Here is a 20,143-nt window from a genome sequence, read left to right as displayed (position 1 = left end):
TCTGCTGCGGGGCAGTGTTATGCCGACGATGCTGAAGCGTGCAGTCAGCATGGGATGACACCGTTTCCTGCAGCAAAGGCGCTTGATTCCGGCCTTCCCGAGGGCAAGATAAGGTCATGAACAGTTCGGCGAAGAAAAAAGGCATCTCGCGGCCCAACAGCGACGGAAAACGTGACGTCATCATCGACGCCGCTCTCAGGGTCATGGTGTCGGAGGGTCTATACAAGGCAACGACGCGAAAGATCGCGGAGGCAGCAGGCGTCAACATCGCGACACTGCACTACCACTTCAACGACAAGGAGGAGATCTTCTTCCTTGCCATGGAGCGCTTGGTGTCGAGCTATCGCCACGTGCTGGCCAGTCGCTTCACCGTACCGCAAACTGTGTACCAGCGGATACCCGAGCTGATCAACTTCATCTGCCAAGAAGTCCGGAAGAATCCAGAGGAGCAATTGGCGCTTCAGGAAATGACACTGTATCTGTTGCGCCATCCTGAAGCGGAATTCCTGGCGCGGGAAAAAGATCGGGAATTCCTGTCTCTATATGTGGTGACCCTACAATCCAGCATAGACGCAAAGCTCTATAGTGAGCAGCAAATCATAGTCCTCGCCAACCAAATCTACACGGGCCTAGTTGGCGCGTTCAATCAGTGGCTTGCCACAAAGGATGACATTCAGCTTCAAGCCAGCTTGGTTCACTTGACCCAGGCGGCTCAACAGAATGCTCAGCCATTGCAGCAGCCCGATCAAGATCGAAGCTTTTAGGGAAACCAACAGTTATCCTTTGACTGGCGCTTCAGCTTTTCGGCAATAGCATTCAGAATCATGGGCTCTCTCCGCAACATTCGGAGCGGCAAATTCCATTCCTATGGTCAACCTACGGCTATGCCCAAGAATTTGCGACAAGCCCGCATACATGTCCATGCTCGCCATCGTTAGCACTTTCACCTGGGTGCGGTGAATGTCAACGCGCTCTAATCCATAGCGATAAAACAGTGTTTATCAGTTTGTAAATGTGCCGCCAAAAAGCATCCTCATCAGTATACTCATCGCTGATAAACTCCTGAAATTCAAAGGCCCCGATATCATAAATAACGTCACAAATGTCCTCCACTGGGCATTTTGTGTCAAGGAAGGCTTCATCAACTAGCCTATTGAGGACCTGCTTCATGATTGATGTGTAGAGTTGCCTGTCCGAGCGGACGGTGGCCGCACTTTTGCGGTCACCGGACAAAAGAACGGATGCGCCGATGATTTCCCGCCACATGGCCTTGTGTTTTTCATCCCGCGGCATGTCATAGGTCGAAAATATGACCGAAACGACATAAGTCACCGGGTCCTTGATCACTGCAGCCAGCGCCAGAGCGATGTCGGCATTGTGTATTTCATGCTCATCATTCAGAATCGCCACCAGCAGCGTCTGTTTCGAATCGAAATACTTGTAAAATGTAGCGATCGATACATTCGCCCGCTGGCGGATTTTACTGATGGTGGCCGGCTCATAGCCGATCTCGCCAAACAGCGAACGAGCAGCCTCCAGTATTTTTCGCCTGAGCATTGCCGCGTTCTGTTTGCGTTTTCCGGGCGCCACATCGCCTTTGCCGGATGCATTCTGTTTTCCCAGCACTGCCTGTGGATCTTCCATCTTGAGTTTCACCTATCCTGATACAGACATGTTCTATATTTTTTCTATGTCCCGAATTTCGGGACATAGACATACAAGTCGCTCCCATTGCGCAAGGCTGTGTTTTTGATCCCCCCAATTTCCACACCTTAACCAGAACATCAGCATTTCTGTCACCCGGAAGGGAAACCACAATCGGCAGCCCATATTTGCAGAACGCGTTCTGTTTTTATTGACGGAGAGATGGGGCTGCGGTATGCCTTCCCTGCAATCGAGATCTCAAAAGCAAATAGCAAAGGGGAACCCATGAAATCTCTTGTACTGGCCGCATTTACCGCCATCACGGTTTGTAGCATCCATATTTCTCCAGCCACAGCACAGGAAGAAACGCTCAATCTTTTCAGTTGGGCAGATGTCTATGACGAAGAGACGCTTTCCGGCTTTACCAAGACGACCGGATACAAAGTCCGGTACGACAACTATGATTCCGACGAGATGCTGGAAACCAAGCTTCTGGCGGGATCGTCGGGATATGACCTTGTTACCCCATCCGCCATACCATTCCTGCAAAGGCAGATAACTGCAGGCGCTGTTCTGAAGTTTGACATGGCAAAGGTTCCCAATGCGGCCAATATCGATCCGGCCATTCTGAAGCTCCTAAAGGCCAGCGATCCTGAACTGGATCATGCGGTTATCAGCGCCTGGGGTACAACAGGCATGGGCCTGAATCCCGCAAAAATAGCCGCAGTTCTGCCGAACGCCCCGCTTGATAGCTATGACCTGATGTTCAAACCGGAAAATGCAGAAAAACTGTCGAAATGCGGTTTTGCCATGGTTGATTCAGCCGCTGATGTCGTGCCGATCGTCGTCAACTATCTTGGGCTGGACGGCAATGACATGAGCAAGGAAAACGTCGACAAAGCCATGGCGGTGCTGGATGCCATAAGGCCGTACGTCACCTATGTCGATTCTTCCAAATATCAGATCGAACTGGCCAATGGTTCGCTCTGCGCTGTGATCGGCTGGTCGGGTGATGTGGTGCGCGCAGCCGAAGGTGCAAAGGCTGCCGGCAACGGCGTCGCGTTGCGCTATGTTGTGCCCAAGGAGGGTACTTTGGCATGGCTGACGGCCTACGCCATTCCTGCGGACTCCAGCAATCCTGAAGCAGCTTTCGCCTTCATGAATTATATGCTGGATCCCAAGGTTGCCGCCCATTTGGCACAAGTCACCGGCTTCCTTCCACCTGTTCTCGAGGCGAGAAAACATCTGCCTCCGGAAATGGCCAACAACGATGCCATGTTCCCCTCAGAGGCGATCAAGAGCCGACTGTTTTCAGGCTCCGCCCAGGACGAAAAGCGGATGCGTTATGTCGCCCGGCAATGGGCTCGTTTTCGTTCCGGTTCCTAACAGAACCGCTTAGCTGTTTGGGGCCGTGGCAAACGCTGTCCCGGACAGCGTGGATTGCGGGCATTGCCATATGCTCTGTCAATCCACGGCGCATTACCACTGTCCGCATTCAGAAAATGCACGCTATCTATATGATTATAAGCGGCAATTTTGTATGCTCGCTTAACATTTTTGCTCGACATCCTTCCTTGCATCCGCCTGACCATCCGAAAGCAGGACAAGCACCATGACACAGTCGACCGACTGGATAAATCACCTTCCTCCGGCCTTCAAAACCTATCAGGGGGATCGCCGGATCTATGAAGTCGAATGCATGATCCCCGATTTCGCCGGGGTATCGCGGGGCAAGGCCATGCCCGCTGGTAAATTTGGCTCAGGCCTGCGGTCCTTCCTGCCCTCATCCATTTTCTATCAGACGATTACCGGAAACTATGCCGATCTGGAGATCAATGACCAATGGACGGAGGTAGACCTCGTGCTGGTGCCGGACATGGCGACGGCATGTGCAGCTCCCTGGGCGGACGATGTAACACTGCAGATCATTCACGACGTTTACGACAAGCATGGCAATGCCGTTAGCCTGGCGCCACGGAATGTATTGAAACATGTCATTGGCCTCTACGAAGCGCAGGGTTGGCGTCCGATTGTCGCCCCGGAACTGGAATTCTACCTGACCCAGCCGAATACGGATCCCGCCTATCCCATCGAACCGTCCATCGGTCGCACGGGCCGCAAGGGCGTGGGTCGCCAATCCTATTCCATCACTGCGGTGGACGAATATGGCAAGGTGGTTGATGATATCTATGATTTCGCTGAAGCCCAGGGACTGGAAATCGCCTCCGTGATCCAGGAAGGCGGGGCCGGCCAGCTGGAAATCAACCTGATGCATTCGGACCCGCTGCGGCTTGCCGATGAAGTGTTCCTGTTCAAGCGCACAATCCGGGAAGCGGCCCTGCGGCACAATTGCTTTGCGACATTCATGGCAAAGCCGATGAGCGACCAGCCCGGCAGCGCCATGCATATTCACCAAAGCGTTGTCGATATCGAAACCGGAAAGAACATCTTTTCGGCGAAGGATGGCACAGCCACGGACGCGTTTTATCACTTCATCGGCGGATGCCAGAAACATTTCTTTGCTGCAACATCGCTGTTTGCACCCTATGTCAACTCGTACCGCCGCTACTCGGGCGGCGACAGTGCTCCGACGAATATCGAATGGGCGTCCGACAACCGCACGACCGGCTTGCGTATTCCGGTCTCGTCTGCAGATTCACGCCGCATTGAGAACCGCGTGGTCGGCATGGACAGCAATCCCTATCTGGCCATAGCGGCGAGTCTGGCTTGCGGCTATCTCGGCATGGTCAATAGCGTAAAGCCGCGCGAGGCGGCTTCCGGCGAAGGCTATGGTCGCGGCCTTTCTTTGCCACGCAGCCTCTATTCTGCACTGAAGCATCTCGGCAGGGATACGGAATTCCGCCAGACGATCGGCGAGCAATTCTGCATGGTCTATGAAGGCATCAAACTGTCAGAGCTGGAAGATTTTCACAGCGAAATTTCGCCCTGGGAACGCGAATATCTGCTGCTCAGCGTATAAGCAGGACAACCACCATGGATCTTCTGACTGTTAATGACCGGCCCGGCCAATATCCGGATAGCTACTATGCCGCGACCACTGAACAGCAAGTCTTGCGCCAGAAAGCGGAAGGCCGGATTGATTGCGACATCTGCATTGTCGGCGGTGGCTATACCGGCGTGTCTACGGCGCTTCATCTGGCAGAGCGCGGCCTGAATGTTGTCTTGCTTGAGGCAAACCGTCTTGGCTGGGGCGCGTCCGGCCGCAATGGCGGGCAAGTCAACACCGGCATGCGGCTGGACCAGGAAAGCCTTGAAGGTATGTTCGGGGTGGATACCGCCCGCAAATTGTGGGCCGTGGCCGATCAGGCCGTTTCGACAGTCAAGCAACTGATTGCCGATCACGGCATTGATTGCGGATTCAAACCGGGCGTGGTGCATGCCGCACACCGGGCCCGTTATCTGGGTCACGAGCGTCGTCTGGTTGAAAAGATGCGCAAGGACTATGGCGTCGAGACACTGACCTTTCTGAACCGGGCCGAACTCCATGAGTTGGTGCCTTCGAATTTCTACCACGGCGGCGTGCTGGATCTCGCGGCCGGGCATTTGCATCCTCTGAAATATCTTCTGGGCCTCGTGACGGTCGCAGAAACAGGCGGCGCGCGGATCTTCGAGAATTCCCGGGTGACGGCCATTCACGGCGGACCGCGGCCACGCGTCATCACCGACAGTGCCGAAATCTCCTGCCAGACAGTGATCGTTGGCTGCAATGGCTATACAGGCGGCCTGCTGGAGGACATCAGCCGCCATGTCATGCCGATCAACGGTTTCATTGCAGCGACACGGCCTCTGAGCCCGGATGAGGTGCAAAGCGTATTGCGGCGTGATTACGCCGTGGCGGATTCTAAATTCGTCATTAATTACTATCGCCTTTCGCAGGACAAGCGGCTTCTGTTCGGCGGCGGCGAAGCCTATGGCTATCGTTTCCCCAAGAACATCGCGGCGATGATCCGGAAGCCTTTGTCGCAGGTCTATCCGCAACTGGCCAATATAGAATTCGACTATACCTGGGGCGGCACACTCGGCATTACCATGAGCCGTATGCCCTATTTCCATCGGCATCAGGGGAGCATCCTGTCAGCATCCGGCTTTTCCGGGCAAGGCGTGGCGCTTGGCACCTTCGCGGGAAAGATACTCGCCGATGCGATAAACGGGGAAAGCCGGGTTTTCGATCTGCTGGCTGCTTTGCCCGCAAAGGCTTTTCCCGGTGGCCGCCGGTTTCAATCACCACTGCTGTTCCTCGCCATGAGCTGGTACGCCTTGAGGGACCGTTTCGCATGATCCGCACACGTGGTCCCCAATCCCTTGACGCATCCACTCCTTGGAAAATCCTGCCGCAATTTAAAGTCGGCAAACTCATGTATTTTCCGATGCCATGCGCAATCATTCAAACTTACCGGGCCGATATACAAGCATATAACGCCCGCCGCCACGAAAGTGTTTACCCATGACCCAAGCCATTCTGATTGTGAATGCAAACGTCAAGACAATGGATACCGCGCAACCCAAAGCCGGGGCCGTTCTTATTGAAGGAAACCGGATCGTTGCGGTCGGAGAAAATGACGCCATCACGGCGCTTGCGCCAGTTTCGGCTTTGAGACTGGATGCGCGGCAGGCAACAGTCATGCCGGGCTTCAATGATTCCCATGTGCACATTTTCCCCGGCTCGGTGGGCCTGACGCAGTTGCAGCTTGATGGTGTGATGGGTTTTGAGGCGTTGAAAACGGCCATCCAGACCTATGCCGCAAACACTCCAGGTGACGGATTGCTGATCGCCAAAGGCTGCAGTTATGTTGTCATTTCGGAAACCGAAGGTCTTGCCCGACAGCATCTGGACACCATTTTACCGAATCGTCCCCTGTTGATCATGGCTTTCGACCACCACACCGCCTGGGCTAATACGGCATCACTGAAGGCCGCCGACATCCTGCATGGCCGCGATGTCGGCGTCGGCAACACCATCGTCATGGGTGAAGACGGGCTTGCAACAGGCGAATTGCGGGAGAGCAGTGCCTTTGGCCCGGTATATGATCTGGCCGCTGGAGGCGGACGTGAATTTGTCGGCGCAGCCACAGGTGGCGAACCGGATCACGTTACCGAAGCCAATCGCTATGCGGACATGACAACCATCCTGGCGGGGCTGAACTATTGCGCCAGCCTTGGCATTACCTCCATCCAGAATATGGATGGCAACCACTACCAGCTGCAATTGCTGGAGGCCATCGAACAGGCGCACGGGTTGCCCGTTCGGGTTCGGATGCCATTTCACATGAAGAACCATATGCCACTGGCTGATCTGGAGCAAAAGGCGGCTGTCTGGAAAAAAACTTATGCGTCGGACACATTGAGGTGCGACGCAGTCAAAATGTTCATGGATGGCGTGACCGAGAGCGCAACGGCACTCTTCGTTGATGACTACGCGGACATTCCCGGCTGGAAGGGCGAAGCGCTTTTCAGTGCGGAGCAGTTCAACTCCATTTGCGTCACTGCAACACGCCTGGGCATGCAGATTGCTGTTCATGCCGTTGGCGACGGCGCTGTGCGAATGGTCCTTGACGGCTATGAAGCGGCGATCAAGGCGACCGGCATAAAAACCCTGCGGCACCGGGTCGAGCATATAGAACTGATTCATCCTGATGACATCAGCAGATTCAAGGAGCTGGGAGTGGTTGCCTCCATGCAACCCATTCATGCTCCGGATGGCCCGGGTGATGAAGGAGGCGCTGTCAGGCAACATGTGGGAACGGCACGGTTCCCCTATTCCTTCGCCTGGCGGCAATTGAAAGATGCAGGAGCGCGTATGGTATTTTCAACCGATTGGCCAGTTAGCCCGCTCGATCCGTTGGTCAGCCTGCAGTACGCGCTGCTGCGGCAACCTGTGGCAGCCGATGCTCCAGACCATCGGCTGGACCTCGACGCGTTGCTGCACGGCTATACGGCAGAAGGCGCCTGGGTCGAATTCATGGAAGACCGAAAGGGTCTTATCAAGCCTGGTTATCTGGCGGACATCGTTATCCTGACCGGCGATATTGACGCGACCCCGGCTGAAGCCTTCGATACGCTCGCAGTTGCCGTCACGATCTGCAATGGCACAATCACCTACAGGGGCGCCTGAAGAAATGGCTGAGCAAGATACGGCGCACAACGCTGCTGGCAACACGACAGATGCCGCACCAGATAATACCATTTAAAGTTGCTTCGCTCGGTGCGACAGAATGGCTGGAAACTTACAGCTTTACAATAAGAAGAACAGGTTCTACTTTTTTCAAAAAGGCTGAAAAGACCTGAACGGGAACGCTAGCATCATATTGGGAGATCCAGTTGTCAGATGTCATTTCTTTCGGCCCACAGGCAGGCTTGACCATTCCACCATGGGACAAAATCGATGCCAAGCCCTTGATAGAGCTGCGTTCTGTATCAAAGTCCTATGGTGACTTCAAGGCGATCTCAAACGTTTCGCTGAAGATTTACGAGAAGGAATTCTTTGCTTTGCTTGGGCCTTCAGGCTGCGGCAAAAGCACCCTCATGCGGCTGCTGGCAGGCTTTGAGATACCCAGCGATGGTGAGATTCTACTCGAAGGCAATGACATCGTCCCCATCGAGCCGCACAAACGGCCGGTGAATATGATGTTCCAATCCTACGCACTTTTTCCGCATCTTACGGTCGAAGAAAATATCTCCTTCGGCCTGAGGCGCATGAAGCTGCCAAAGGACCAGATTGCTGAACGCGTGGATGAAATGCTATCGCTCGTCCAACTGACGAAATTGCGCCGGCGTCGCCCTCACCAAATCTCCGGCGGACAGAGACAGCGTGTCGCGCTCGCCCGCTCTCTGGCGCGCCGCCCGCGGCTATTGTTGCTGGACGAGCCGATGGCCGCGCTCGACAAAAAATTGCGGCGCGAGACCCAACTCGAACTCATCGACATCCAGTATCGCCTCGGTACGACCTTTGTCATTGTGACTCATGATCAGGAAGAAGCCATGAATGTGGCCACCCGGATCGCGGTGATGAATCACGGAGAACTAGTACAGGTGGCCACGCCAGTGCAGACCTATGAGGCACCGGTCAGCCGTCATGTGGCGGAATTCATCGGCGATACTAACATTTTCATTGGCAGGGCAGAAGCACTGGAGGACGGCATGTGCCGTCTGCATGACAGCCGACTCAATCAATCCTTTCTGGCTCCAATGAGCGGGAAACTCGTCGAGGGCGGCGAATATTATCTGAACATACGGCCTGAAAAGATGGAAGTGTCAGCTGAACAGCCCACCGATGGCTCGAACTGTATTTCCGGAAAGATCCTGGACATCGCCTATCTCGGCAACCTGTCCACGTACTACATTGATGTCGGCTCCGGCAAGCCACTGTCTGTGCAGATGACCAACAGTCAGCGGACGACCAGTCAACGCTTCACCTACAATGACGCTGTCTGGATATCCTGGTATCCCGTCGACGGCCTGCTGCTCGATCGCTAGGAGACCATATTGATGACCCGAAGGTTCATGGCGCTCGTCGGCATTCCCTATCTTTGGCTGGTTCTGTTCTTCGTTGCTCCATTTTTGATTGTATTGAAGATATCGCTGTCTGACGGCATAACCGCGATGCCACCCTATACACCTGTCCTGGACTTGGGGCAGGGGTTGCAAGGATTGCGGAACTATGTCGGGCAGCTTGACCTTGAGAACTATCTTTATATCTTCGAAGAAAGCAGCTACGCCTTTGCCTATGTCAACAGCCTGCGTGTTGCACTGATTTCAACACTGGCCTGCCTGCTTTTCGGCTATCCAATCGCCTATGCCATGGCCTCTGCGCCAGCCCGGTTTAAGCCGACCTTGATCCTGTTGATCAACCTGCCATTCTGGACATCCTTTCTCGTCCGGATCTATGCGTGGATCGTCCTGCTTTCAAAAGAAGGCGTAGTCAACAATGTGCTGAAATCGCTCGGTTTGATCGACGAGCCGCTCGTGATCCTCAACACTACATTCGCGGTCTATCTGGGTATGGTTTATGCCTATATTCCGCTGATGATCTTCCCGATTTACGCCACGCTGGAGAAACTGGATACCAGCGTTTATGAGGCCGCCCGGGATCTGGGCTGCAGCCGCATCGGTGCGTTCTTTCGCGTGACACTCCCGATGTCGAAGCCCGGCATTCTGGCCGGGGTCTTTCTGGTTTTCATTCCGGCGACAGGCGAATTTGTCGTGCCAAGCCTTTTGGGTTCGGCGCAATCGCCGATGATCGGCAGGCTGCTCTGGGAAGAGTTTTTCATCAACAATGACTGGCCGATGGCAGCCGCAATTTCGGTGCTGCTGCTGGCCATTCTGGTTTTGCCGGTGGTTTTCTATCAGGCCTATCAGCAAAAGGTCCACAGGGAGCAATCATGAGCCGTAATTTAACGTGGTTTGGCATTTGCGCTCTGATTATCGGCCTCGTTTTTCTTTACATCCCCATTGCCGTTCTGGTCGTCTATAGTTTTAACGACTCTGAATTTGTTACCTTGTGGACTGGATTTTCTTTTCGAGCCTATATCTCACTGTACAAAAATCAAGGCTACTGGGCTTCGACCTTGACGACCATCGAAGTCGCCTTGATATCATCAGTCATTGCGACCATGCTGGGCCTCATGATCGCCCTGTCGCTGTCAAGACTGCGCCACTTCCCAACACGAAGCCTGTTTTCCGGGCTTGCGATTGCCCCGATGGTCTTGCCGGAAGTCATTACCGGTCTCGCCCTTTTGCTGATGTTCATTGCACTTGGCATTGACCGAGGCCTTCTGACGATCGTAATCGCTCATGTCACATTTTCCATGTGTTTCGTTACAGTTGTCATCACCGCCAGGCTGGCGGAATTCGATCTGTCCGTAGAAGAGGCCGCACGTGACCTTGGAGCCGGACCGGTCGCCGCGTTTTTTCTGGTGACCCTCCCCGTGATTGCGCCGGCTGTGGTGACTGGTTTTCTCCTCGCCTTCACAATTTCCCTCGACTCCCTCGTCATCTCGTCATTCACCTCAGGTCCCGGGACGACGACCTTGCCGATGCGGGTCTACTCTGAAGTCAGGCGCGGGGTGAGCCCAGAGATCAACGCCCTCTCCACGATCATCATTCTTGTCGTAACCGTGGTAGCAATTGCTGTGGCACTCTACACAAGGAAGGCTGCAATGCAGCCGGTCGACAGATAATACGGATCGCACCGAACGGATTCCAGCAATGCTCCTGTCTCGGTGTCAGCGGCTGGCAGCAGACATGGCGCACACCTTATGCCGGAAAACCGTTGGCCCTCAAAGGCAACGTTACATCTTTGCGCGCTCTCCAAGATAGAGCCTGTGCATGAGAGCGGGATCTTTCGCGAGTTTGGCGCAAGCGCCGTCATAGACAACTTCACCGCGCCTTAGCACATAGGCGCGATTGCCAATGGCCAGAGCCAGTGACGCGAATTGCTCGACCAGAATGATCGCCATGCCCTGATCCGCCAATTTTCGGACCGCTGTCATCAGACGGCTCACGATTATAGGGGCAAGTCCTGATGACATTTCGTCGATCATCATGACTTTCGGCCGGTTGACGATCGAGCGGGCAATAACGACCATCTGCTGTTCGCCGCCCGAGAGCATGCCCGCCTTGACCGTTCGACGTTGGAGGAGTTCGGGAAACAGATCATAGGCTTCGTTCAGGTCGGCCCCCGGGGCGAGCGCCACCTTGAGATTTTCCTCCGTCGTCATTTCGCTGAAGACGGTTCGCCCCTGCTCGACATGGCTGATGCCCGCTTTAGCGCGCGCGCCGGGCCAAAGCTTCGACAATTGCTGGCCATCGAGAGTGATAGCGCCATTCTTGGCGGGAATAATGCCCGACAAGCTTTCAAGAAGGGTCGTCTTGCCCGCGCCATTGGAGCCGAGCAACACGCTGATTTCGCCGCTTTGCGCTGTCAGCGCTGCATTTCGGATGATCGAAATTCCTGAACGATCGACCTTGAGAGCGTCAACCTGCAAGATGGTCATGTCGCAGCCTCCGCGAATTCTATGCCCATATAGGCTTTTTGCACGATGGGCATGGCGAGCACTGTCGCGGGGTCGCCCTTTGCGATCACCCGACCGAAATCGAATACGGTGATCTCCGAGCAGGCGCTGCGCACGAGGTCCATGTCATGTTCAATCAGAAGAACAGCGCTGCCGAAAGTCGCGGGGATCGCCGCAATCCGCTCGCCGAGACGCAAGGCCTCGTCATAGGAAACGCCTGCCGCAGGTTCATCCAGCAGGATGACGGGCGGTCGGGCCGCCACGACGCCCGCCACATCCAGAAGTCTCCGCGCGCCAGCATCGACCGCATAAATCGGCGTGTCCGGACCAGGGCCCCCAATCCAGGCAAGAAGCGCTGCGATATCCGCGTTGGAAATCTTCCCCGCCGCCAGCCGGATATAGTCGCCTACACGAAGTTCCGGGGCGATGCGCGTGGTCTGCCAGGTCCGCCTGATCCCGCATCGTGCGCGTTCACTGGCCGACAATGCGTCAACCGCCCGGTTGGACAGGAGAACAGAGCCTTCATAATGCGAGAGGAAGCCCGCGATCGCGTCCACCAGCGTGGATTTTCCCGCGCCGTTCGGCCCGACAAGCCCAACCACCGTGCAAGCAGGGACCGTCACATTGACCTTGTCGAGCGCAATCACCGCGCCATAGCGCACCGTAAGATCGCGTATCTCCAAAGCAACGCCTGCGGGATGATCAGCCTTTTGAGGAAGATCGACCGCTTGAGCCTCGACCACTGGCTGCATCGCAACGCGGCGCAACTTGCTGCCCATCCGCCTCCAGGTCTCGGCAATCGGTTCCCCGGTCGAAAGCGCCTGGACAGCTCCGACCGCAAAAAACACGTTGCCGATGTCCTGCGGCAGATTTAGCCGACGCAGGAGTTCGGGAAACAGAGCGACGAGAAGCCCGCCGATGACTGCGCCGAGCGCAAAATGCGACCCCACCATCGTCGAAACGGCAAACAGCGCCAATGATTGCATCATCGAGAAATTGTCAGAAACAAGTGTGCCGAGATAGCCCGCCAACAGGCCGCCGGAGATACCCGAGATGAACGCGCTAATGGCGAAGGCGCTGAGCTTGGCGCGAGGTATCGAAACCCCTTGCGCGGCTGCGGCGCGCTCCGAATGGCGAACGGCAAGCCAGGACGCCCCGAGCCGTGAACGGTTGATGACATCAAGCCCAACGGCTATCAGGCCGAAGGTGATCAGCACGAATACAAAATAGCCCTGGTCCGTTTCAAAGAGGGGCGGACGCGGCACCTGCAAAAAACTTGTCTGACCGGGAAAGGTGATCGTGGCCAGCACAGTATCAAAGGCGGCGGCGAAGCCAAGGGTCACGATTGCGAGGTTGATTCCACGCAGGCGCAATGCCGGAAGGCCGATTGAGATGCCGACCGGCACAGCGGCAAGACCGCCAGCGATCATCCAGACGATCAGGCCGCCTGGAGCGTCGATGACATTGAGATAGCCGGTGACCCAGGCGCCGACGCCGGCGAAGGACATCTGGCACAGCGAGATCATGCCGGTCCGTCCCGTGACCAGGCCCAGGCTTTGCAGGGATACGCCGACGATAAAGACCGCAGTAATCAAAAAGATCCAATATTTCGGCAAGAGCAGAAGAACAAGCGCGCCGAGGATTATAAGGGACAGGACAGTCTTGGCGATCGTGGTGAAATTAGCGGGCTTCATCCCAGCGGGCTCCTCTCTGGGACCATAAAAGAACGATCAGGATAACGACGAATGGGATGGTGCTGCGATACTGGCTGACGAAATCAATCGCGCTGACAGCGCCTTCCAGTATGCCGATCAGCATTCCGCCAATGAGCGCTGCGCGGAAGCTTACAAAAGCGCCGATCAGGGCGGCCGCCAGAGCGGGAACCACGAGGAGACTCAGCGAGGCGAAATCCGGAGAACGGAGCGGCGCGATAATCATAAGCGCCAAGGTCGTTACCCCGCCCGTTACTGCCCAAACCGACAGGGCAAGCAGGCGGACGCGAACACCGATCAGCTCGGCCGCCATGGGCCGCTGGGACAAAGCGCGCAACTGCAGCCCTGTTCGCGTGCGGTTGAGGAAGGATTCGGTCATGACGGTGAAGACGATTGCCAAAGCCAATGTTGTCAGCGCGGCCCAGGTGACTTCAACGCCTGCGAGACGGAAGGCCGAGCCCGGAATCAGTTCTGGGAAGTAGTGTGGATGCTGGCCGCCGGTCGCCCGAAGGCCAATGGCGATCAGGCCGACAAGAAGGGCGGCGGTTACAGCGGCTTTGGAGGATGCATTGCTGTTGGCGAACCATGTCGTCATGATCAAGCCAACCAGAAAACCGCAAAATGCGCCGGCGGCGACGCCTGCAATCACCGCGAGGTGAAGTGGGGCGCCTAGACCGAAAAGGCCGACCATCGCGAAGGTTCCAGCTGCGCCGATTGCTGCGCCCGTGAAGTTCACAACGGCGACGAGACGAAAGGTGAATACGGCGCAGACCCCGAGGATTGCATAGGCTCCGCCGGCGGAAAGGCCAGCCACGGCGGCTGTAAACAGGATATTCATGTGGCGCTCCAGAAGGCAGCGTGTGGTGATCGAGACCAAAACTGCATCCGGGATGGGCTCATTCGTGCGCCCAGCCCGGATATTCGTCAGTTGGCCTTGGTGAGCGTGAACCATTCAGGTGTTTTCACCGTCCACTTGCCGTCGATCAACTGCATGATTTTAGAAGCCTGCATCGGAGCATGGGCAGCGGCGTCGCCGAAAAAGTAGGGGCTTCCCGCAATCGGATAAGAGAGCAGTTTGCCGGCCTTCAGCGCATCCGTCAGCGTTTGGCGGTTGACCTCTCCATCCATGCCGGCGACCGTATCGACAATGACCTTTGCCGCCATATAACCGCCCTGCGAGAAGGCTGTCTTGGGTAGGCCTGCCTTTTCCATTGTGGCCGCCCAGTCCTTGTTGGCCGCGCTGGCAGCTTCCGTGTAGGGTTCCCATTCTGTGCCGATGAAGACCGGTTGCTTGCTGTCGGCGAGCGCCTTTGCGACGCCCTCGGTGTAGCCTGGTGCGAGGAACATCCAGTTGATGCCAAAGATTTTCTGAGCATCTGCCGTCTTCACCCATTGCACGATGCCAGGCTCAACTTGGTTGGTGAGAACAGCATCACAGCCTGCGTCGCGCGCCTTGATCAGATAGGGGGTGAGATCGCCTTGCAACGGCAACGTCCAGTCGACGAGCGTGATCTTCTTGCCGCTACGCTTTTCCCACGCAGCCACGGCGGCGGCGTAGGCCTCCTGCGTGCCGCCGATTACGGCGATAAAGGCGCAGGCTTTCTGCGCTTTGAGGTTCCTTGTGGCATAGTCGAGCATGACCGTCGTCAGCGTATAGGGGCCAACATTGACCGGAGCGACGCTCGGCGCATGGAAGCAGAGCGGATCCACTCCCACGCCCTGGACCGACAGCACGCCGTTTCTCGCATAGGCGCCGGCATTGACCGCGCAGTCGAGCAGGCTGGCGCCGCCGGCGAGCGCATAGATTTCCTTGTTGTCGATCAGGTCGCGGGCGGCTTGCGCCGCCACCTGTGGATCGGCCTTGTCGTCGGCGAGCGAATATTCGAATCTGCAGCCATTGACGCCGCCAGCCGCGTTGATCTGGTCAAACACCGCCTGTGCCGCTTTTGGGGCGTCCGAGAAGTCGGCAATGCCAGTGATCGTGGAGATGGCGCCGATCTTGATCGGGCCGGCGTCGCAAGTCGGCGCAGCCGATGCTGATGCACTCGACAGTCCGAAACAAGCCATCGAACCGGCTATCGCCATATACAGTATCGTTTTCATGGTGCAGCTTCCCCTTTTGTGTGATTTCCCAGTCTTGTATGGTCTCAGCGCGATCAGGCCTGATAGACAACGCGACCTTCGAAATATGTCGCTTGGATCGTTGTCTTACCGATCTGGTTGGCAGGGACATCGAAAACGTTCTGATTCAGAACGATCAAATCGGCTGATTTTCCAGGCTCAAGCGAACCAGTCAGTGCATCGATGCCCATAGCGACGGCGGGGTTGATCGTATAAGCGCGAACTGCGCTTTCGAGATCGATCGCCTGATCCGCCCAAAGCGATACGCCGGGGAAATCGCCAAACGGATTTTGTCGCGTGACCATGCCTTCGATGCCGATCCAGGGATTGGGCAGCGGCACCACCGGCCAATCCGATCCGCCGGCAATCAACGCGCCGCTTTCTCGAAGCGCCGCGATCGGCCAGAAACGGGTGGCGCGTTCCTCCCCGAGAACTTCCTTGTGGCTTTCAAGAAAGGCTGTCGGGAACCACATCATCGGGCAAAGATCGGCGACGACGCCGAGTTTGGCGAAACGTGCTATGTCGTCCGGTCGAACATAGCTCGCATGGGCGATTTGATGGCGGACAATCGCCGGTCCGTTGAAATGGCGCACCACTTCGACGGCGTCGAGCATGATCGTCACCGCGCGGTCTCCCGTGCAATGAACCTTGAGCCCCATGCCGAGCTTTTCGGACTTGTCGATCATCCGGATCAGGTCGGGCATGTCGATGAGTAGATCTCCGCGATTGCCGTGCGGATGAGCGCTATCCGGAACGTAGGCTTCGTGGAACGCTGCTGTCCGCGCGCCCGGCACGCCGTCGAGAAACAGTTTGGTGAAGGAGGGGTGGACATGGGGCGTCCGATACTCGTCGCGCACGGCCAGAAGCGCGTCGCCGGTTTCCCCGAAAAGGAAGCCCGGCGGCACAAGCGGCAGCGAGCCGACCGCCCAGGCGGTAAGGTTGCTTGCCCGGTCGAGCGCTGCGAGCGCTTTGAGGATCGGCAAGGCGGTCGCCGCTTCCTGAAAACCGGTTATGCCCAGCGAATTTGCAATCTCCACGGCCCGTTTGATTGCCGCGATGCGCATGTCTTCGGAAAATGCCTGATCAGCGGCGAATTCCGCCATGCCGGACGCAGCCTCAATGAGGAGGCCCGTCAGTCGGCCACTCTCGGGATCGCGGCCGAACGAACCTTGCGGGGGCGCTTTCGTCGTTTGGCCAATACCAAGTGCGTGCATCGCTGCCGAATTGACCCATCTATTGTGCATGGTCTCGTCGCGTAGCATCACCGGATGGTGCGGGCTTGCAGCGTCCAGCCGAGCGAGGGAACTATCCCTGTTAAGGGTCGTGATCATGTCCGCGCCCCAGGCGTTGCCGATCACCCATTGTCCGACAGGCGTTTTTTCGGCCTGTCGGCAGACATGGTCACAGATCTCTTCGAGCGTGGCGGCATAGGAAAACTGCATTTCGTATAACGCCGACTGCCCGGCCATCAGAATATGATTGTGCACATCGATGAAGCCCGGCATGACCATGCGACCGGCAAGACCGACGAACTCGGTGTGCGGTCCGCGCAATGGCGCTATTTCGGCATATGCGCCGACAGCTAGAATTCGGCCGCCGCGTACTGCGATCGCCTCGGCCCAGGAGCCCTTGGCGTCGGCGGTGTAGATGCGCCCGTCGGTGAGGATAAGATCTGCTGATGTGCTCATGTCACTCCCTGTCTTGCATAGATCGGCTGCGTCGCCTCGTGCAGCGGCGGAGGATCGAAAATTTCGACGCATCTACGAGCACGCCGCAATGGTGCGGCGCTCTATGATTTCCGATTGTTCCCAACTCCTCGCGCTCCGCCTTTGCGGCGGAGGCTCCCGATTTCTTCGGGTTCTTGTCTTTTGTCAGGGCATCTTACGAACGGCGGGGCGGCGTGATATAGTGCATTTGCACTATAAAGTGGGCCGAAAGCCCGTCGCTTTCAGTCGATTGACGGCTCGCTCAGCCGCGTGACGCGTGCGAGTTCGACCTTGTTGTGAACGCCCATCTTTCTATAGATCGATGTTGTCTGGTTGCGCACCGTGTTTTGCGCGACGCCGAGCTTCGCGGCGATGGCGCGGGATGTGGCCCCGGCGGTCAACATTTCAGCGATCTGGCGCTCCTTGGGAGACAGGATTTTCCACGGGCTGCTTGGCTGCACTGCCACGAGCCAGAGCTCGCCAGAGTAGCGGCTGCGAGAAAACACGCTGCCCTTACGGGTTGAAAACCGGTCCTGCCTGGCAATCTCCCGCAGTCGCGTCGCCATTTTTTGACCCCGTTGCAACGTGGCCGCCAGCGCAGCGGAAAAGCCGGAGGAAGAGAGAAATAGCTCTCCGTCATGGCCGATCAGCGCCCATTCGCTATAAGAGTCGACCCGCGCGCTCAAATCGAGTTGCAAGCTCAGCGAAAGCGCCTGTTCGAGGTGACGCAGGATCACCAGGAAATCGGCTGTTTCTGTCTCGGAGAACGCTGGGCTTTTGCCGAACCGGTAGAGCGACATGAAGAAGTTGCATGGTCCTTCGCGGGCATTGCAATGCCCGTTCAGCATCTGCGTGACATTGAACTCGTCGCTGAGGCGGCGGATATACGGATAAACACCGTCGTCATCGACGGTCATGGATTTGGTGAAAAGTTTGAGTGATCGGCCAGTGCGGACGAAAGGGTCATTGACCAACTGCGATCTGACTGCCGTTTCGTAGTCAGCCGGCAAGCCGCTAAGATTGGTATGGACGATCGATATCTTGCCGCCGCGAAACAGCGACCATCCCCACCAGGCCCCATCAAAAACCGTGACGTCGCGAACCAAGTCGATCATGAATTGCTGGAAGCGCAACGGCGTATGCGTATTGGCCTTGTCAATCAGAGTCAGAACGAAATCGCTGAGTTCGTATCGGTTCACTGTCTAACTTAGCCTCATACTGCGTCTCATTTTCTTGATACGCTCACTACCCTCTTATGCTATCCACTCAGACGGACGCAGGCATAATTTCCGTTGTCCAGCGGATTTCAGTTCCGTCACTTCACATGCGGCGCATGATCACGGCAAGCCGTCGCGCTAAGGCAACAATCGGGCCGTCGCAAACATTTTCGGAGCGCGCGATTATCCCCTAAGCATCCTCGTTTTCATGCTTTGTGAATCTTTAGCAGTCCGAAGAGGCGTGCAAGCAAATCGTTTTGATCGTTGATGGTCCAGCCTCCGGAAAAGCCAAGCATTTCCTCAACCACAGCATCGCCTCGAAGCCCAAGATGGTTCGCCGCACCGTGTTGAAGGATTGGAAGCCACCTCTTTCCACCGCGCTCGAACGCGATTCAACAGCCCAGCGCCCAGCAGTTCTGTCAGAGAGACGACAACATAGCCTCCCTAAAGTCAGATGGTCGGCTGAAATGGCAGGTATTCATCGGTTATGGCAAAAGAGCTTTGACTGAAGCCGCGATGGGTCAATACAAGGGCGTCATCGGTCCGCGGCTTCGCGCTCGGTCATACCTCGCTCAACAGACTGAAGCCGCGATCGGCGCGCCCATCCTCAACCGAATGCTTGCCTTCGGACGCCCGAAATCCGTTCGTTGCCAAGAGCCAGAACGGTCAGAGCCTGCGTGATGCCCATATTCAAACGGCTCCGGACAAAGCTGCGCTCAAAAGCGCTAAAGTGATGATGATGCTGGCCCATAACGGCATCCTTCAAACGGATGCCTGTTGCACTTCAAATCAGAGAACGCCAAGGATGGTAAGCCTTGATGTATTCCAGATCGGGCTATACAGTATTCAAAATTTCGACCAAGTGTACCCTGAAATGTCATCCAATTCCGATCGCGTCGACATTGCCCACCGCGCATTGCGCCAGGCCATTATAGAGCAGGCGCTGAAAGCCGGCACCAAACTGCCGGAGGACGAGATCGGCAGGCATTTCTCGATGAGCCGCACTCTGGTGCGGGTCGTGCTCGCCAAATTACAGGCGCAGGGGCTCGTGGACACCTATCATAAGCGTACGGCCACCGTCGCGCAGCCGAGCCTCGCGGAGGCCCGAGACGCTTTTGCCGTGCGGCGCGCGCTGGAGCGGGAGATGATGAAGGCGGTTATCAAACGCTGGAGCCCGGCGGTGGAGAAGTCGCTCATCGATCATGTGCGGGAGGAAGAGGTTGCTCATGCAACGGGCGACGTGCGGCTTTCCACGCGCCTCGCCGGAGAATTTCATCTCAAGCTCGCCGAACTGTCCGGAAACGCCCTTCTGGAGCGCTATCTCGGCGAACTCGTTTCCCGCTGCTCCCTCATTCTGGCCATGTATAGCCGACCTCATTCCAGCGAATGCGCAATCAGCGAACATTCGGGGCTCATCAATGCGTTGAAAAACGGTGATCTCGAGATCGCCAAGCAGCTCATGGACGAGCATCTATCCTCTGTCGAAAACCGCGCGCTGGTGGAGGACGATTCTGCAGCAGAGCCGGATCTCGGCTCCATCCTAGCCCGCTTCACCAGCCGTCACTCAAGCTGAGCTGCCGCTTTTTCAATCACGTATACGTAAATATGCCGTTCACGTAGACATGACGTGAGCGACAGGGAAGCTATTCTTTCCTGAATTTGCTGCGATTAAATCGTGTGGCAAGATTTTCTCTAAGGAATCCATAGGCGTA

Annotated in this window: 16 protein-coding genes and 2 pseudogenes; 10 read left to right on the top strand and 8 right to left on the bottom strand. The window is 56.5% G+C overall.

Features of this window, described 5'->3' with window-relative positions; all coding sequences use genetic code 11:
- Positions 1 to 116: 116 nt before the first annotated feature.
- Positions 117 to 764: a TetR/AcrR family transcriptional regulator gene (locus M2360_RS06875; RefSeq protein WP_280773876.1), complete on the top strand. Its 648-nt coding sequence runs from the start codon at positions 117 to 119 to the stop codon at positions 762 to 764.
- A 199-nt stretch (positions 765 to 963) separates the two neighbouring features.
- Here the strand turns inward: M2360_RS06875 and M2360_RS06870 are convergent, their stop codons facing one another.
- Complete coding sequence (locus tag M2360_RS06870) at positions 964 to 1,656, bottom strand: TetR/AcrR family transcriptional regulator (RefSeq protein WP_280773874.1); 693 nt, start codon at positions 1,654 to 1,656, stop codon at positions 964 to 966.
- A 273-nt stretch (positions 1,657 to 1,929) separates the two neighbouring features.
- Between M2360_RS06870 and M2360_RS06865 the strand changes: the two genes are divergently transcribed.
- The 7 genes from M2360_RS06865 to M2360_RS06835 all read left to right on the top strand — a co-directional run bounded on the left by M2360_RS06865 (position 1,930) and on the right by M2360_RS06835 (position 10,841).
- Positions 1,930 to 3,030: an extracellular solute-binding protein gene (locus M2360_RS06865; RefSeq protein WP_280773873.1), complete on the top strand. Its 1,101-nt coding sequence runs from the start codon at positions 1,930 to 1,932 to the stop codon at positions 3,028 to 3,030.
- Between the two features lie 226 nt (positions 3,031 to 3,256).
- On the top strand, positions 3,257 to 4,624 hold the full coding sequence (locus tag M2360_RS06860; RefSeq protein WP_280773872.1) for a glutamine synthetase family protein: 1,368 nt from the start codon (positions 3,257 to 3,259) through the stop codon (positions 4,622 to 4,624).
- A gap of 14 nt (positions 4,625 to 4,638) precedes the next feature.
- A complete protein-coding gene (locus tag M2360_RS06855) occupies positions 4,639 to 5,943 on the top strand; it encodes an FAD-binding oxidoreductase (protein WP_280773871.1) in 1,305 nt (434 codons plus the stop codon).
- A 166-nt stretch (positions 5,944 to 6,109) separates the two neighbouring features.
- Complete coding sequence (locus M2360_RS06850; protein WP_280773869.1) at positions 6,110 to 7,777, top strand: amidohydrolase; 1,668 nt, start codon at positions 6,110 to 6,112, stop codon at positions 7,775 to 7,777.
- A gap of 206 nt (positions 7,778 to 7,983) precedes the next feature.
- Positions 7,984 to 9,138, top strand: coding sequence for an ABC transporter ATP-binding protein (locus M2360_RS06845; protein WP_280773868.1), 1,155 nt, complete (start codon positions 7,984 to 7,986; stop codon positions 9,136 to 9,138).
- 12 nt (positions 9,139 to 9,150) lie between these two features.
- A complete protein-coding gene (locus tag M2360_RS06840; RefSeq protein ID WP_280773867.1) occupies positions 9,151 to 10,047 on the top strand; it encodes an ABC transporter permease subunit in 897 nt (298 codons plus the stop codon).
- Positions 10,044 to 10,841, top strand: a complete 798-nt coding sequence (locus tag M2360_RS06835; protein WP_280773866.1) for an ABC transporter permease — start codon at positions 10,044 to 10,046, stop codon at positions 10,839 to 10,841. The genes M2360_RS06840 and M2360_RS06835 overlap by 4 nt, the downstream gene beginning before the upstream one ends.
- A 111-nt stretch (positions 10,842 to 10,952) precedes the next feature.
- Here M2360_RS06835 and M2360_RS06830 read toward each other — a convergent pair whose 3' ends face one another.
- The 7 genes and pseudogenes from M2360_RS06830 to M2360_RS06800 form a co-directional block, all read right to left on the bottom strand.
- Positions 10,953 to 11,657: an ABC transporter ATP-binding protein gene (locus tag M2360_RS06830; RefSeq protein WP_280773865.1), complete on the bottom strand. Its 705-nt coding sequence runs from the start codon at positions 11,655 to 11,657 to the stop codon at positions 10,953 to 10,955.
- On the bottom strand, positions 11,654 to 13,369 hold the full coding sequence (locus M2360_RS06825; protein WP_280773864.1) for an ATP-binding cassette domain-containing protein: 1,716 nt from the start codon (positions 13,367 to 13,369) through the stop codon (positions 11,654 to 11,656). Before M2360_RS06825 ends, M2360_RS06830 begins: the two co-directional genes overlap by 4 nt.
- Positions 13,356 to 14,225 carry a branched-chain amino acid ABC transporter permease gene (locus M2360_RS06820; protein ID WP_280773863.1) on the bottom strand — a complete coding sequence of 290 codons (870 nt, stop codon included), beginning with the start codon at positions 14,223 to 14,225 and terminating at the stop codon, positions 13,356 to 13,358. The genes M2360_RS06825 and M2360_RS06820 overlap by 14 nt, the downstream gene beginning before the upstream one ends.
- A gap of 86 nt (positions 14,226 to 14,311) precedes the next feature.
- A complete protein-coding gene (locus tag M2360_RS06815; protein WP_348529535.1) occupies positions 14,312 to 15,490 on the bottom strand; it encodes an ABC transporter substrate-binding protein in 1,179 nt (392 codons plus the stop codon).
- 53 nt (positions 15,491 to 15,543) lie between these two features.
- Positions 15,544 to 17,196: an amidohydrolase gene (locus M2360_RS06810; RefSeq protein ID WP_280773862.1), complete on the bottom strand. Its 1,653-nt coding sequence runs from the start codon at positions 17,194 to 17,196 to the stop codon at positions 15,544 to 15,546.
- Positions 17,197 to 17,456: 260 nt separating this feature from the next.
- Positions 17,457 to 18,413 (bottom strand): helix-turn-helix transcriptional regulator, encoded by a 957-nt coding sequence (locus M2360_RS06805; protein ID WP_280773860.1) that lies wholly within the window; start codon positions 18,411 to 18,413, stop codon positions 17,457 to 17,459.
- 224 nt (positions 18,414 to 18,637) lie between these two features.
- Positions 18,638 to 18,798 (bottom strand): annotated as a pseudogene (locus M2360_RS06800) (IS6 family transposase); the annotation flags it as partial.
- On the opposite strand from M2360_RS06800, the pseudogene M2360_RS06795 reads away from it, so the two are divergent.
- Positions 18,798 to 19,112, top strand: a pseudogene (locus M2360_RS06795) (IS5/IS1182 family transposase); the annotation flags it as partial. The pseudogenes M2360_RS06800 and M2360_RS06795 overlap by 1 nt on opposite strands.
- Positions 19,051 to 20,004: a GntR family transcriptional regulator gene (locus tag M2360_RS06790; RefSeq protein ID WP_280773858.1), complete on the top strand. Its 954-nt coding sequence runs from the start codon at positions 19,051 to 19,053 to the stop codon at positions 20,002 to 20,004. The pseudogene M2360_RS06795 and the gene M2360_RS06790, both read left to right, overlap by 62 nt.
- Positions 20,005 to 20,143 lie beyond the last annotated feature (139 nt).

The organism is Rhizobium sp. SG_E_25_P2, assembly GCF_029892285.1.
Taxonomy (GTDB): Bacteria; Pseudomonadota; Alphaproteobacteria; order Rhizobiales; family Rhizobiaceae; genus Rhizobium_E.
The sequence above is the reverse complement of the archived record's forward strand: the minus strand, read 5'-3'. Positions and strand labels throughout refer to the sequence as shown.

Bases quoted from the DNA above. Each gene is read 5' to 3' on its own strand.
- M2360_RS06875 (WP_280773876.1), top strand. From the start codon at position 117: ATGAACAGTTCGGCGAAGAAAAAAGGCATCTCGCGGCCCAACAGCGAC.
- M2360_RS06865 (WP_280773873.1), top strand. From the start codon at position 1,930: ATGAAATCTCTTGTACTGGCCGCATTTACCGCCATCACGGTTTGTAGC.
- M2360_RS06860 (WP_280773872.1), top strand. From the start codon at position 3,257: ATGACACAGTCGACCGACTGGATAAATCACCTTCCTCCGGCCTTCAAA.
- M2360_RS06855 (WP_280773871.1), top strand. From the start codon at position 4,639: ATGGATCTTCTGACTGTTAATGACCGGCCCGGCCAATATCCGGATAGC.
- M2360_RS06850 (WP_280773869.1), top strand. From the start codon at position 6,110: ATGACCCAAGCCATTCTGATTGTGAATGCAAACGTCAAGACAATGGAT.
- M2360_RS06840 (WP_280773867.1), top strand. From the start codon at position 9,151: ATGACCCGAAGGTTCATGGCGCTCGTCGGCATTCCCTATCTTTGGCTG.
- M2360_RS06835 (WP_280773866.1), top strand. From the start codon at position 10,044: ATGAGCCGTAATTTAACGTGGTTTGGCATTTGCGCTCTGATTATCGGC.
- M2360_RS06830 (WP_280773865.1), bottom strand. From the start codon at position 11,657: ATGACCATCTTGCAGGTTGACGCTCTCAAGGTCGATCGTTCAGGAATT.
- M2360_RS06825 (WP_280773864.1), bottom strand. From the start codon at position 13,369: ATGAAGCCCGCTAATTTCACCACGATCGCCAAGACTGTCCTGTCCCTT.
- M2360_RS06820 (WP_280773863.1), bottom strand. From the start codon at position 14,225: ATGAATATCCTGTTTACAGCCGCCGTGGCTGGCCTTTCCGCCGGCGGA.
- M2360_RS06815 (WP_348529535.1), bottom strand. From the start codon at position 15,490: ATGAAAACGATACTGTATATGGCGATAGCCGGTTCGATGGCTTGTTTC.
- M2360_RS06810 (WP_280773862.1), bottom strand. From the start codon at position 17,196: ATGAGCACATCAGCAGATCTTATCCTCACCGACGGGCGCATCTACACC.